Source organism: Pantoea sp. GL120224-02, from assembly GCF_900215395.1.
Classification (GTDB): domain Bacteria; phylum Pseudomonadota; class Gammaproteobacteria; order Enterobacterales; family Enterobacteriaceae; genus Pantoea; species Pantoea communis.
Window position 1 is genome coordinate 226293 of sequence record NZ_OBEC01000004.1, and the last position, 13599, is coordinate 239891.

Annotated in this window: 17 protein-coding genes; 13 read left to right on the forward strand and 4 right to left on the reverse strand. The window is 54.8% G+C overall.

Features of this window, described 5'->3' with window-relative positions:
- Window positions 1-24 precede the first annotated feature (24 nt).
- From CRO33_RS10100 to ruvX, 6 genes are all read left to right on the forward strand, one after another.
- On the forward strand, window positions 25-537 hold the full coding sequence (locus tag CRO33_RS10100; protein ID WP_097118058.1) for a SprT family zinc-dependent metalloprotease: 513 nt from the start codon (window positions 25-27) through the stop codon (window positions 535-537).
- Between the two features lie 76 nt (window positions 538-613).
- Window positions 614-1321: a deoxyribonuclease I gene (gene endA / locus CRO33_RS10105; protein ID WP_097118059.1), complete on the forward strand. Its 708-nt coding sequence runs from the start codon at window positions 614-616 to the stop codon at window positions 1319-1321.
- A 74-nt stretch (window positions 1322-1395) separates the two neighbouring features.
- Complete coding sequence (gene rsmE, locus CRO33_RS10110; RefSeq protein WP_038644914.1) at window positions 1396-2127, forward strand: 16S rRNA (uracil(1498)-N(3))-methyltransferase; 732 nt, start codon at window positions 1396-1398, stop codon at window positions 2125-2127.
- A 92-nt stretch (window positions 2128-2219) separates the two neighbouring features.
- Window positions 2220-3164, forward strand: a complete 945-nt coding sequence (gene gshB, locus CRO33_RS10115; protein WP_034823266.1) for a glutathione synthase — start codon at window positions 2220-2222, stop codon at window positions 3162-3164.
- A gap of 82 nt (window positions 3165-3246) precedes the next feature.
- Window positions 3247-3810, forward strand: a complete 564-nt coding sequence (locus tag CRO33_RS10120; protein WP_034823267.1) for a YqgE/AlgH family protein — start codon at window positions 3247-3249, stop codon at window positions 3808-3810.
- Entirely contained in the window at window positions 3810-4226 is a 417-nt protein-coding gene (ruvX, locus tag CRO33_RS10125) for a Holliday junction resolvase RuvX (protein ID WP_034823268.1), read from the forward strand. The genes CRO33_RS10120 and ruvX overlap by 1 nt, the downstream gene beginning before the upstream one ends.
- A 342-nt stretch (window positions 4227-4568) precedes the next feature.
- Here ruvX and CRO33_RS10130 read toward each other — a convergent pair whose 3' ends face one another.
- Window positions 4569-5561, reverse strand: a complete 993-nt coding sequence (locus CRO33_RS10130) for a type IV pilus twitching motility protein PilT (RefSeq protein WP_097118060.1) — start codon at window positions 5559-5561, stop codon at window positions 4569-4571.
- Window positions 5562-5577: 16 nt separating this feature from the next.
- On the opposite strand from CRO33_RS10130, the gene CRO33_RS10135 reads away from it, so the two are divergent.
- From CRO33_RS10135 to hemW, 4 genes are read left to right on the forward strand one after another with little or no spacing between them, the layout of a single operon-like run.
- Window positions 5578-6285: a YggS family pyridoxal phosphate-dependent enzyme gene (locus CRO33_RS10135; RefSeq protein WP_097118061.1), complete on the forward strand. Its 708-nt coding sequence runs from the start codon at window positions 5578-5580 to the stop codon at window positions 6283-6285.
- 12 nt (window positions 6286-6297) lie between these two features.
- Complete coding sequence (locus CRO33_RS10140) at window positions 6298-6852, forward strand: YggT family protein (protein ID WP_034823271.1); 555 nt, start codon at window positions 6298-6300, stop codon at window positions 6850-6852.
- 20 nt (window positions 6853-6872) lie between these two features.
- Window positions 6873-7466 carry an XTP/dITP diphosphatase gene (locus tag CRO33_RS10145; RefSeq protein ID WP_097118062.1) on the forward strand — a complete coding sequence of 198 codons (594 nt, stop codon included), beginning with the start codon at window positions 6873-6875 and terminating at the stop codon, window positions 7464-7466.
- The gene (gene hemW / locus CRO33_RS10150; protein WP_034823273.1) at window positions 7459-8589 is read left to right on the forward strand and encodes a radical SAM family heme chaperone HemW; all 1131 of its coding nucleotides are present in this window, start codon (window positions 7459-7461) and stop codon (window positions 8587-8589) included. Before CRO33_RS10145 ends, hemW begins: the two co-directional genes overlap by 8 nt.
- Before the next feature lie 51 nt (window positions 8590-8640).
- Here hemW and CRO33_RS10155 read toward each other — a convergent pair whose 3' ends face one another.
- The 3 genes from CRO33_RS10155 to trmB all read right to left on the reverse strand — a co-directional run bounded on the left by CRO33_RS10155 (window position 8641) and on the right by trmB (window position 10663).
- Complete coding sequence (locus CRO33_RS10155; protein WP_058959333.1) at window positions 8641-9360, reverse strand: DUF2884 domain-containing protein; 720 nt, start codon at window positions 9358-9360, stop codon at window positions 8641-8643.
- Between the two features lie 257 nt (window positions 9361-9617).
- Entirely contained in the window at window positions 9618-9944 is a 327-nt protein-coding gene (locus CRO33_RS10160) for a YggL family protein (protein WP_034823275.1), read from the reverse strand.
- Entirely contained in the window at window positions 9944-10663 is a 720-nt protein-coding gene (gene trmB / locus CRO33_RS10165; RefSeq protein ID WP_097118063.1) for a tRNA (guanosine(46)-N7)-methyltransferase TrmB, read from the reverse strand. The genes CRO33_RS10160 and trmB overlap by 1 nt, the downstream gene beginning before the upstream one ends.
- Before the next feature lie 153 nt (window positions 10664-10816).
- On the opposite strand from trmB, the gene mutY reads away from it, so the two are divergent.
- Genes mutY through mltC form a run of 3 tightly spaced genes read left to right on the forward strand, consistent with a single transcriptional unit; the run spans window position 10817 to window position 13307 of the window.
- The gene (mutY, locus tag CRO33_RS10170; protein WP_034823277.1) at window positions 10817-11902 is read left to right on the forward strand and encodes an A/G-specific adenine glycosylase; all 1086 of its coding nucleotides are present in this window, start codon (window positions 10817-10819) and stop codon (window positions 11900-11902) included.
- Window positions 11902-12174, forward strand: coding sequence for an oxidative damage protection protein (locus CRO33_RS10175; protein ID WP_034823278.1), 273 nt, complete (start codon window positions 11902-11904; stop codon window positions 12172-12174). Before mutY ends, CRO33_RS10175 begins: the two co-directional genes overlap by 1 nt.
- A 53-nt stretch (window positions 12175-12227) precedes the next feature.
- Entirely contained in the window at window positions 12228-13307 is a 1080-nt protein-coding gene (gene mltC / locus CRO33_RS10180; RefSeq protein WP_097118064.1) for a membrane-bound lytic murein transglycosylase MltC, read from the forward strand.
- The last annotated feature ends 292 nt before the right edge of the window (window positions 13308-13599 follow it).

Here is a 13599-nt window from a genome sequence, read left to right on the forward strand (position 1 = left end):
GCGTACCAGGTTATCCTGCCCGGCATGAAAACACCTCGCCTTCCCATTGCCCTGCAACAAGCCGTGATGCGCTCGTTGCGTCACCATTTGCAGCTCGCCAATGAAAAGCTGGAGCGTCACTATGACGAGCCGAAGCTGGTGTATCAGCAGCGCGGCACCGCTGCCGGTACCGCCTGGCTGGAGAAATGGGAGATTCGCATCAACCCGGTGCTATTGCTGGAGAATCAGCAGGCCTTTGTGGACGAGGTGGTGCCGCACGAACTGGCGCACCTGCTGGTATGGAAAACCTTTGGCCGCGTGCCGCCGCACGGCAAAGAGTGGAAGTGGATGATGGAGAGCGTGCTCGGCGTTCCCGCGCGTCGCACCCATCAGTTCGAAATCGCTTCGGTGCGTAGCAATACCTTCCCCTATCGCTGCCGCTGTCAGCAACATCAGCTCACCGTACGCCGCCACAATCGCGTGTTACGGGGTGAAAGTGAATACCGCTGCGTACATTGCGGTACATTGCTACAACCTGGTGAATTTTCAGCAGGTTAATCCGTTTATCTGATTTCCCACCCTGCGCCATTCTGTTACCCTGCCGCCTTTTTACGCATCAGGTAATTTTTGGAATATGTCTCGCAAAACGCTGTTGTTACTCTCCTTATTAGTTGCCCCCATTAGCGCCTTCAGCCTCAGCGTCACCCACTACAATCAAAACAACTTCCAGCAGGCCAAAGTGGTCGCCGCGCAGATCAATGCCGATGCCCCGGCAGAATTTTACTGCGGCTGCAAAATCAGCTGGCACGGCAAAAAGGGCGTCCCTGACCTCAGCAGCTGTGGCTACAGCGTGCGTAAAAATGCCAACCGCGCTGAACGTATTGAGTGGGAACATGTGATGCCCGCATGGGAGTTCGGCCATCAGCGCCAGTGCTGGCAAAATGGCGGACGCAAAAATTGCAGTAAAGATGCCGATTACCGCCGCATTGAAAGCGACCTGCACAATCTGCAACCGGCGATTGGTGAAGTGAATGGCGATCGCAATAACTTCCAGTACAGCCAGTGGAACGGCGGCGACGCGCAATATGGTCAGTGCGCAATGAAAGTCGATTTCAAGCAGAAGCTGGCGCAGCCACCCGAGCGTGCACGCGGTGCCATCGCCCGCACTTACTTCTACATGCGTGACCAGTATCAGTTGCGTCTGTCACGCCAGCAGACCCAGCTGTTCACCGCCTGGAACAAGCAATATCCGGTAAGCCAATGGGAGTGTGAACGCGACAACCGCATCGCGCAGGTGCAGGGAAATCACAATCCCTATGTACAACAGGCTTGCCAGCGCTAAAAGCGCTACCCTACACTAGCTTTTTTCCGATTGGGCCGTGTCCGAAGACACGGCATAACGCTGGCAGGAACCGCATGCGCATACCTCGCATTTATCATCCCGAACCTCTTGAAGTTAACAGTGAAGTCTTCCTCGACGAAGATGCCGCTAACCACGTCGGGCGCGTGCTGCGCATGACCGCCGGTCAACAAATTGAGCTGTTTGATGGCAGTAATCTGACTTTTAACGCCGAAATCACCCAGGCTGATAAAAAGCGTGTAAAAGTAAGGGTCCTTGCCAGTCAGCCTGATGACCGTGAATCTCCGCTCCATCTCCATCTTGGGCAGGTGATGTCGCGCGGCGAAAAGATGGAATTCACCATCCAGAAATCGATCGAACTCGGCGTGAACGTAATTACACCCTTGTTTTCGGAGCGCTGCGGCGTAAAGCTGGATGCTGAACGACTGGCGAAGAAGATTCAGCAATGGCAAAAAATTGCGATTGCCGCCTGTGAACAGTGCGGCCGTAATCGTGTGCCGGAAATCCGTGAAGCGATGACGCTGGAAGCCTGGTGTGCCGAGCAGGAAAGCGGTTTAAAGCTCAATCTGCATCCGCGTGCCAGCCACAGTATTAACACTCTGCCGCAGCCGGTTGAACGTGTACGCCTGCTGATTGGTCCGGAAGGCGGCTTATCCGCAGACGAAATTGCCATGACCGCGCAGCAAGGTTTCACCGATATTTTGTTGGGCCCACGCGTGTTGCGTACAGAAACTACCGCACTGACGGCCATTACGGCACTTCAGGTGAGGTTTGGTGACCTGGGTTAAGGGATACTTTTAGGGTTTTAAAACTACGCACGTGAAAAGCCGCAGCGCTGTCACGGAACGGGGCAATAAATTCCCCCTTTGAGGAGAGAATAATGATTAAGCTTGGCATCGTTATGGACCCAATTTCGTCCATCAACATTAAAAAAGACACCAGCTTCGCCATGTTGCTGGAAGCACAGCGCCGTGGTTACGAAATTCATTACATGGAGATGGGCGATCTCTCACTGCGCGGTGGCGTGACCTACGCCCGCACGCGCCTGCTGAGCGTGGAGCAGAACTACGACAAATGGTACGAGTTCGGCAGTGAGCAGGTAATCCCGCTGGCCGATCTCAACGTGGTGCTGATGCGTAAAGATCCGCCGTTCGATACCGAATTCATCTATGCCACCTACCTGCTGGAGCGCGCGGAAGAGCAAGGTACGCTGATCGTCAACAAACCGCAGAGCCTGCGTGACTGTAACGAGAAACTGTACACCGCGTGGTTCGCCGACCTGACGCCAGACACGCTGGTGACCCGCAATAAAGAGCAGCTGCGTGCCTTCTGGCAGGAGCACGGTGATGTGATCCTTAAGCCGCTGGACGGCATGGGCGGCGCCTCCATCTTCCGCGTTAAGCAGGACGACCCGAACTTTGGTGTCATCACCGAAACCCTGACCAATCACGGCCAGAACTTCTGCATGGCGCAAAACTACCTGCCGGCGATCAAAGAGGGCGATAAGCGCGTGCTGGTGGTGGATGGCGAGCCGGTGCCTTACTGCCTGGCGCGTATCCCACAGGGTGGCGAAACCCGTGGTAACCTTGCAGCTGGTGGCCGCGGTGAAGCACGCCCGTTGAGTGACAGCGATTGGGAAATCGCCCGTCGCGTGGGTCCAACGCTGAAAGCTAAAGGGCTGATTTTTGTCGGTCTGGACATCATTGGTGATAAACTCACCGAAGTTAACGTAACCAGCCCAACCTGCGTGCGTGAAATCGAGGCTGCATTCCCGATCTCGATCACCGGCATGCTGATGGATGCCATTGAGAAACGCCTGGGCTGATGTCAACGGCGTGTAAGCGCCGTGAGAACCCAAAACCGACGTGGCTGCGGCCGCGCCGGTTATTTTTGGTATACGAGTGAGAATGAATTTACAGCACCATTTTTTGATTGCGATGCCGTCGCTGCAGGACCCGCTGTTCAAACGCTCGGTGGTGTATATCTGCGAGCACAATGAAGATGGCGCCATGGGCTTGATCGTGAATAAGCCGATGGAAAACCTGACGGTCGAAGGCATTCTGAAGAAACTTAAAATCAGCCCATCAGAGCGTGATCCTGCCATTAAGCTGGATAAGCCGGTGTTCGCTGGCGGCCCGCTGGCGGAAGATCGCGGCTTTATCCTGCACTCTGCCCAGAAAATTTACTCTTCCAGCATCCGTATCTCTGATAACACCGTGATCACCACTTCACGGGATGTGCTGGAAGCGATCGGCACCTCAGAACAGCCCGATAACGTGCTGGTGGCTTTAGGTTATTGCGCCTGGGAAAAAGATCAGCTGGAGAACGAACTGCTGGAAAATGCCTGGCTGACCACACCCGCGAACAGCAATATTCTGTTCCAGACGCCAATCGCCGAGCGCTGGCGCGAAGCCGCACGCAGCATGGGCATTGATATTCATAATATGACCAGCGATGCAGGGCACGCCTGATGGCCAGTGAAACCTTGCTTGGCTTCGATTTCGGCACCAAAAGCATCGGTGTGGCGGTCGGTCAACAGTTAACCGGCACCGCTCGCGCTCTGACCGCGCTTAAAGCGCAAGATGGCACGCCAGACTGGAAGCTGATCGAGAAGCTGCTGAAAGAGTGGCAGCCTGATTACGTGGTGGTGGGCTTGCCGTTGAACATGGACGGCACCGAGCAGCCGTTAACCGATCGCGCCCGTAAGTTCGCCAATCGCATTCATGGCCGATTCGGCGTGCGCGTTGAGCTGCAGGACGAGCGGTTAAGCACCGTGGAAGCGCGCGCCGACCTGTTCGAACGCGGTGGCTTCCGTGCATTGCAAAAAGGTCAGGTCGATTCGCAATCGGCGGTGATCATTCTGGAAGATTGGTTCGATACGCACTGATTGAAATCCAGGTGCGCGTGAATGCGCACCTGACAAATTGCGGCAACAGCTTGCTTGTTATTCGCTCGGCTATAGTGCTCCCGCCATTTACGGCAACCTGCAAACACGCCAATCAATTCTGCCACTTGTATTGACTCACAGGCGCGCAAATCATGCCCCGCCCTTTTGTAACGACTCGCAGGCATTAAAATCATCCCCGCCTCTTTGTATCAACTCGCAGGCACTCAAATCATGCCCACTCCCTTGTATCGACTTGCAAGCATTCAAATCATGCCCCGCCCTTTAGTAGCAACTCGCAGGCACGCAAATCATGCCCGCCCTTCTGAATCGACTCGCAAATTCTCAAATCAATCCCGCCTGTTGTCGCGCCTGTTCGCTCTGCGCGAACGTCTGCATCCCTGACTGCGCGCCGGTTTGCAGCACGCCAGGCAGTTGATGCATCTTGCCCTCACGGATTAAATTGGTCACCGCAGGCGTGGCCACCAACACCTCGAACAAGCCAATTCGCCCGCCGTTTTTTGCCGGCACCAAACGCTGCGCCAGCACCGCTTTCAAACTGCCCGCCAACTGGGTGCGCACCAGGTTTTTTTCCTCGGCAGGAAACACATCCACCAGCCGATCCACCGCTTGCGTGGCACCTCGCGTGTGCAACGTTGCCAGTACAAGATGCCCGGTCTCTGCCGCCGTCAGCGCCAGCCGAATGGTCTCGCTGTCACGTAGCTCACCCAACAGAATCACATCCGGGTCTTCGCGCAGCGCCGCTTTCAATCCTTGCTGGAATGACACTGTGTGTGCGCCCACTTCCCGCTGCTGTATCAACGAGCGCTGGCTGTGATGCAAAAATTCAATCGGATCTTCCAGCGTAATAATGTGGCGTGCCTGTTCGCGATTGAGGCTGTCCACCATCGCTGCCAGCGTGGTGGATTTACCGCTGCCGGTGGCACCCGTAATTAAGATCAGCCCCTCCTCCAACTGCAACAACTGCTGTACTACGTCGGGCAGCTGTAATTGGTTGATATCGGGTGCCTGGCTGGCAATCAAGCGCAACGCCAGCGATAAACCGTGGCGCTGCATAAACAGGTTGGCACGCAAACGCACGCCGCTTTTCAGGGTGATGGCAAAATCAACGTGCCCGCTCGCTTCCAGCTCATCCTGCTGTACGCCGCTGAGCCACTGTTGCAAAAAGGTTTCCAGCCAGTCGCCATCCAATGCGGTTTGTTGTGGGATCGGCTCCAGCCCCCCCTGCCGTCGCCAGTGCGGTAAATGTCCGCTGCAAAGGTGCAGATCGGCGGCGTTATGCTTTACACTAAGGGCCACAACTTCATCCAAATCCATTTAACTTCTCCTGACTATGACTTCCATTGAGCACAACCTACAGCAAGTGCGTGAGCGTATCGCCACTGCCGCTGCACGCTGCGGCCGCGCGCCAGAAGAAATTACCCTGCTTGCAGTGAGCAAAACCAAACCTGCGAGCGCAGTCGCAGAAGCGATTGCTGCGGGTCAGCGGGCATTCGGTGAAAATTACGTACAGGAAGGGGTTGAAAAGGTGGCTGAGCTGGCCGCACATCCTGATCTGCAGTGGCACTTTATCGGGCCGCTGCAATCCAATAAAAGCCGCCTGGTGGCGGAGAATTTTGCCTGGTGTCACACCGTGGATCGTGAACGCATTGCACAACGCCTCAACGATCAGCGTCCGGCAGCGTTGCCACCGCTTAACGTGTTAATTCAGGTAAATATCAGTGACGAGAACAGCAAATCTGGCATCATGCTGGAGGCGATTCCGGCGCTGGCGGCGCATATAGCCGCATTGCCACGTCTGCGTTTGCGCGGATTGATGGCGATCCCGGCGCCGGAGTCAGATTACGATCGACAGTTCGCGGTATGTCAGCAGATGGCTGACGCGTTTAACGCTCTAAAACAGGATTACCCTGACGTCGATACGCTTTCTCTGGGAATGAGCGACGACATGGATGCGGCAATCGCCGCAGGCAGCACCATGGTGCGCATTGGCACCGCCGTATTTGGCGCGCGGGATTATGCGCGACCTTCACAACAATAATTGAGGAACCTCATGTTAACAATGACGTTTTTAGTCAAAACGCTGATCGACCTGTACGTGATGGTATTGCTGCTACGCATCTGGATGCAGTGGTCACGCTGTGATTTCTACAACCCGCTGTCACAGTTTGTGGTGAAGATTACACAGCCGATTATCAAGCCGCTGCGCCGCGTGCTGCCAGCGATAGGCCCGATTGACACAGCCTCGCTGGTGCTGGCCTTTGTGCTGACCACCCTGAAATATCCGGTGCTACTGTTAATTCAGGTTGGCGTGTTCTCGGTGGATCCCACCAATCTGTTAGTTGGCCTGTTGTCGCTGGTGAAATCCGCCGGTTATCTGGTGTTCTGGGTGATCATCATTCGTTCGCTGATGAGCTGGATCAGCCAGGGACGTGGCCCGATTGATTACGTGTTGATTCAGCTGACTGAACCGCTGATGGCACCGATTCGCCGCATTCTGCCTGCGATGGGCGGCATCGATTTCTCTGCCATGATTGTGATTCTGGTGCTGTACGCGCTGAATTTCCTCGGCATGGACCTGTTCCCGGGTCTCTGGTATTTGCTGTAATTCGTTAATCTGGAACTGTTATGCAAAAAGTCGTACTCGCCACCGGTAATCCGGGCAAAGTTCGTGAACTGGCCGATTTATTAGCGGCCTTCGGCCTCGATATCGTGGCACAAACCGAGCTGGGCGTTGAGTCAGCGGAAGAAACCGGTCTGACTTTTATTGAAAATGCCATTCTCAAAGCGCGTCATGCGGCGCAGATCACCGGTCTGCCAGCGATTGCCGATGACTCTGGTCTGGCGGTGGATGCGCTCGGCGGCGCGCCAGGCATCTACTCTGCGCGCTATGCCGGAGAAGACGCCAGCGATCAGCAAAATCTCGATAAGCTGCTGGTGGCGCTGGAAAACGTGCCGGAGGGCGAGCGTCAGGCGCAGTTCCACTGTGTGCTGGTTTACCTGCGCCATGCTGAAGATCCGACACCGCTGGTGTTCCACGGCAGCTGGGCGGGTGAAATCACCCGTGCAGCCGCAGGTGAAGGCGGCTTTGGTTACGACCCGATTTTCTATGTTCCTGAACTGGGCAAAACCGCAGCAGAGCTGAGTAAAGATGAAAAGCGTGCTGTTTCCCACCGTGGCAAAGCATTGACGCTGTTACTGGATGCGATGCGCAATGCCTGAGTTACCTCCGTTAAGCCTGTACATCCACATTCCGTGGTGTGTGCAGAAGTGTCCGTACTGTGATTTCAACTCCCACGCGTTAAAAGGCGAGGTGCCGCACATCGAGTATGTGCAGCACCTGCTCAGCGATCTTGAACAGGACCTGCCGCTTACCGCTGGCCGCGAAGTGCGCACCATCTTCATTGGCGGCGGCACACCGAGTCTGCTCAGCAGCAATGCCATGCAAATGTTGATGGATGGCGTGCGTGCGCGCCTGCCGCTGGCGGCCGATGCAGAGGTCACCATGGAAGCCAATCCGGGCACCGTGGAAGCGGATCGCTTCAGCGGCTACCAGAAAGCCGGTATTAACCGTATTTCGATTGGCGTGCAGAGTTTTAGCCCGCAGAAGCTGGAGCGCTTAGGGCGCATTCACGGCCCTGATGAAGCGGTACGTGCCGCCCATCTCGCGGCCGGTCTTGGTCTGCGCAGCTTTAACCTCGATCTGATGCACGGCTTGCCCGATCAGTCACTGGAAGAGGCACTGGACGATTTGCGTCAGGCGATTGCGCTGAATCCGCCGCACCTGTCGTGGTATCAGCTGACCATCGAGCCGAACACGATGTTCAGCTCGCGTCCGCCGGTGTTGCCGGATGACGATGCGCTGTGGGACATCTATGAACAAGGCCATGAGTTGCTGAGTGCCGCTGGTTATCAGCAGTACGAGACTTCAGCCTATGCCAAGCCGGGTTATCGCTGCGAGCACAACCTCAACTACTGGCGCTTCGGTGATTACCTCGGTATCGGCTGTGGTGCGCACGGCAAGCTGACGCAGCCGGATGGCAGAATTGTGCGTACGGTGAAAACCCGTCATCCGCGCGGCTTTATGCAAGGTAATTACCTCGACAAGCAGCACGATGTGGAGAACGAAGACAAGCCGTTTGAGTTCTTTATGAACCGCTTCCGTCTGCTGGAAGCCGCACCGCGTGCAGATTTCAGCCGCTATACCGGGCTGGATGAACAAGTGATTCGTGCACAGATGGATGCAGCGATCGAGGCAGGTTACGTGGTGGAAACCGCAGAGCAGTGGCAGATAACCGAAAAAGGGAAGTTGTTCCTGAATTCGCTGCTTGAACTGTTTATGTAGGCCAAACAGTCATATAACCCAGCGGCACGCTACTTCGTCCCGCTGGTTTTTTTAACCTTTAACGCCCTGCACTAACGCTTTGCGCTGCCCTTCCAGATCCGTCACGCGATTACACACCTCATGACCGAAGTTCTGGAAGTCCTGTTCCTGCTTATTCCATTCTGCCTGAACCGCCTGCTGCAGACCGCCGAGGTTGCCCATGATCGCCTGCAGTGGATTACTGCCGCTGGCGGCCTGGCTGCTGCCCATCTCGTTCAGGCTGTCCTGCATAATGCCGCCCAGCGTGCTCTGCACCAGCTTTTCGCCTTCAGCGCGCACCTGGTCAATCGCCTGATGGTGGAAGGTCAAACCATCCGGGCGATGCTCAATGATACGGTTCATCTGCTGCTTCAGCTGTCCATCCAGCCTGGTCAGGCGGTTGCGCACGTTGCTGTTGGCACCGAGCTTTTCCACAATCACTTTATCCAGCGCCACACGGCTGCGTTCCAGACGCGTCGAGGCCCCGTTATCTACCCACGGCAAATCCCGACGTAACGCATTCTGATAGTCGATGGCTTTCTGTCGCGTGGCGTTATCCACGTTGGCTTTCTGCCCGTTAAAGGTCACATCGCCCTGCGGTGAGATTTCAAGATTACCGTTGGTGCCGACCACCTGCACGCTCTGCGGTTTGATGATCACATCATCCTGAGGATTAACGCTGCACTGATAATCAGCCTGCGCCTGTGTCGCTGCGGCCAGCAGCAGTGCGGTAAGAAGCGCCTTACGAACCATGAAATCTCCCTAAAATGAAAAGCCGCCCACGCCTTTGCTGTTAGTACAGGTCAGGCGTAAGCGGCGCAGCGAATTTGGTGACGGTCAGCGCACAATAATCGGAGCGCGCCTGAGTACATAAGATGACTCACGTTGCTCGCCCCTTTCGAATCCGCCCTTTGGGCGTACAAGTCGCTTTCGCAACTTGTGAGCGCACTGCCCGGCGCCAAAAGCGCAAGTGAGCTAGCCTGAAGCGATATCTCAGGCCAGTAAAGTACTTAGTCCCACCAGACGTCAAAGAGTTCAGTTACCTGAACATCTGACAGCTCGCGTTTCTCCAGCCATTTGCGCACCAGCTCACGGTGCTCATCGGTGCACTTACCGGTTTCCTGCAGGCAAACCAGACCTTCCCACACCAGATAACCGCTGCCGTCATACGCCAGGCCATTGGGATCGATCACTTCAGTAATAAACTGATCCAGCGTGGCATCAATCTGCTCCTCGGTGGTGCCTTCGGCAAAACGCCAGGCCACAGAGAAACCTAACTCCTGAAACTCATCGATATGCAGTTTTTTACGTAAACGACGGCTACGCTGTACGGCCATTATTTAATCCTCTCAAACATCAGATCCCAAACGCCATGGCCCAGTCGCTGCCCGCGCTGCTCAAATTTCGTTAACGGACGCGTTTCCGGACGCGGCACGTAATCGTTAGCTTCTGACAGGTTTTTATACCCATCCACGCTGTTCATGATTTCCAGCATGTGTGTCGCGTAATCTTCCCAGTCAGTGGCCATATGGAACACGCCGCCCAGTTTCAGCTTACGCATCACCAGCTCGGCAAAAGGTACCTGCACAATGCGACGTTTATTGTGGCGCGCTTTATGCCATGGATCCGGGAAGAACAGCTGAACCATGCGCAGTGAGTTATCCGGAATCATCTGCTGCAACACTTCTACTGCGTCGTGACACATCACACGCAGGTTTTTCACGCCTGCCTCTTTGGCAGAAGCCAGACAGGCTCCCACGCCCGGCGCATGCACTTCAAGACCGAGGAAGTTCTGGTGAGAATTATTTTGCGCCATGGTCACCAGTGAGGCGCCCATGCCAAAACCGATTTCCAGCACCACTGGCGCTTCACGGCCAAACAGTGCTGCCAAATCCAGCGGCTCCTGCTGGAACTCGACGCCCATCTCCGGCCAGTAATTATCGAGCGCGAGCTGCTGTCCTTTCGTTAAGCGCCCCTGGCGGCGCACAAAACTGCGGATACGGCGTAATGGCCGCCCGTTCTCATCAAATTCCGGGGTGATGACGTCATTAATCATGTTGAAGCCTGCTGGTTAGCCTTTTCTGGGAAACGGGCATTATGCAAAGTTAGATAGCAGAAGCAAGCCTTTGCAATCTTCCGGTTTACACCCCGATGTCTCTGTGCTGGAATTCCTGCCTGATTGTAGAGCAAACACGGAATATTTCCTCAAATGATGCAAGCGCCGCAGTTCGCGCAACAGGTGCTGGAGTGGTATCAGCGCTTCGGCCGCAAAACCCTGCCGTGGCAGCAGGAGAAGACACCTTATAAAGTGTGGCTCTCCGAAGTGATGCTGCAGCAGACGCAAGTTGCCACCGTTATCCCTTACTTTGAACGCTTTATGGCGCGCTTCCCGACGATTGCCGATCTGGCCGCTGCACCGCTGGACGAAGTACTGCATCTGTGGACCGGACTCGGCTACTACGCCCGTGCGCGCAACCTGCATAAAGCGGCGAAGCAGGTGGTGGATAAGCACGGTGGCGAGTTCCCGCGCAATTTCGATGATGTGGCCGCGCTGCCCGGCGTTGGACGCTCCACCGCGGGTGCAGTGCTGTCCTTATCGCTAGGCCTGCATTTCCCGATTCTGGATGGCAACGTCAAGCGCGTGCTGGCCCGGTGTTATGCAGTTGGCGGTTGGCCGGGCAAAAAAGACGTTGAGAAACGTTTATGGCAGATTAGCGAAGAAGTAACACCTGCCGAAGGCGTAAGCCAGTTTAATCAGGCGATGATGGACCTCGGTGCGTTAGTGTGTACTCGCTCACGTCCTAAGTGTGAAATTTGCCCGGTCAGCAACGGTTGTGTAGCGTATGCCAACAATAGTTGGGCCGAATATCCGGGTAAGAAACCCAAAGTGACGATTCCAGAGCGCACCGGCTGGTTCCTGATGATTCAGCACGGCGACGACGTATTCCTGGAGCAACGTCCGCCGGTGGGATTATGGGGCGGTTTGTTCTGCTTCCCACAGTTCACCAGTGAGCAAGCGCTAACTGACTGGCTGGCCGAACGCGGCATTCACGCCAAACCACAGCAGCTGACGGCTTTTCGTCATACCTTTAGTCATTTCCACTTAGACATTGTGCCTATGTGGCTGGCGTGGCCTTCTGCCGGGTCGCTGATGGATGAAGCGAGCGGTCTCTGGTATAACTTAGCGCAACCACCGTCAGTGGGTTTGGCAGCGCCCGTAGAGCGTTTACTGCACGAATTGCGCCATCCCCAGCAACTGGCACTGCACACGCGCGTGATCCAAGAGGAAGAGTAATGAGCCGCACCATTTTTTGTACGTTTCTGCAACGCGACGCTGAAGGGCAGGATTTCCAGCTCTATCCAGGCGAGATCGGTAAGCGCATCTACAATGAGATTTCCAAAGAAGCCTGGCAGCAGTGGATGTCCAAGCAGACCATGTTGATTAACGAGAAAAAGCTCAACATGATGAACCCGGAAGATCGCAAAGTGCTGGAAAAGGAGATGATCAATTTCCTGTTCGAAGGCAAAGATGTGCACATCGAAGGTTTCACCCCGCCAGAAAAATAATCGTTCAGGGCCTCCCTTTGAGGCCCTCTTTTTGAATCAGGCACGCATTTACAATGAATAAAAAACTGATAGCGCTGTTAGTGATTGCTCCACTTTTGGTTTCCTGCTCCGGACAAAAAAAATCGCAGTATCACGAAGAGTGGGTTAAGGACACCAACGGTTTCGACATCCTGATGGGGCAGTTCGCCGCCAACATTGAAAATATTTGGGGTATCAATGAGGTTCTGATCGCCGGACCGAAGGATTACGTCAAATATAGCGACAGCTATTACACCCGCAGTCACATCAACTTCGACAGCGGTAGCATCACCATTGAGACCATTGCTGGCACCGATCCGATGGCCAGCCTGCGCCAGGCGATCATCACCACGCTGTTGATTGGTGACGATCCGGGTAATGTCGATCTCTACTCCGATGCCAATGATATTCAGATCAGTAAAGAGCCGCTGCTTTACGGCCAGGTGCTGGATAACACCGGTCAGCCGATTCGCTGGCAGGGACGCGCGGCCAATTTCGCCGATTATCTGATTCAGAACAAACTACAAAAACGCACTTCTGGCCTGCATGTCATCTGGTCGGTCACCATTCCGATGGTGCCAAACCACCTCGACAAACGTGCGCACAAATATCTGCCGCTGGTGCGTAAAGCCGCTGAAGAGTACGGCGTAGATGCATCCCTGATTCTGGCGATTATGCAGACGGAATCGAGCTTCAACCCCTATGCGGTCAGCAACTCCGATGCGCTGGGCTTGATGCAGGTGGTTCAGCACACCGCTGGCGTGGATGTGTTCCGCATGAAGGGCAAATGGGGTAAACCAAGCCGTAGCTATCTGCTCGATCCTGCCAATAACATCGATGCGGGTACCGCCTATCTGTCGCTGTTGCAGAAGAGTTATTTAGGCGGAATTCAGGATCCAGTGTCACGCCGTTACGCGGTGATTACTGCTTATAATGGCGGCGCGGGCAGCGTACTGCGCGTGTTCTCCAGCGATAAAGATCGCGCCTTCGCGAAGATTAACGACATGTCGCCGAATGAAGTTTATCAGACGCTGACCACCAGCCATCCATCTGGCGAGTCACGCCGTTATCTGTATAAAGTGAATCAGGCACAGCGTAGTTATCATCGGTATTAATCATCAACTGATGAGTTAATGCATTAGTTATTTTAGGGGCAGACAGAGAGAAAAAGATTGACTCTGACTGCCTCTTTTTTCATTACCCTTGCAGATATAAACCTCGTCGATAAATTTCGCCTGACCTCACAAAAATAAGAAATCAATAGGGTGAAACTTCGCCCATTGCAACGCCTTGTTTTTCCAGCAACACAGATGACCTGCCGATCATTTATATTCTATATTCTTTACTTTTCATCCCACACTGCATTTCCGTCCTGATTGACCCTTTTTTAAATAAGGTGCAATGATT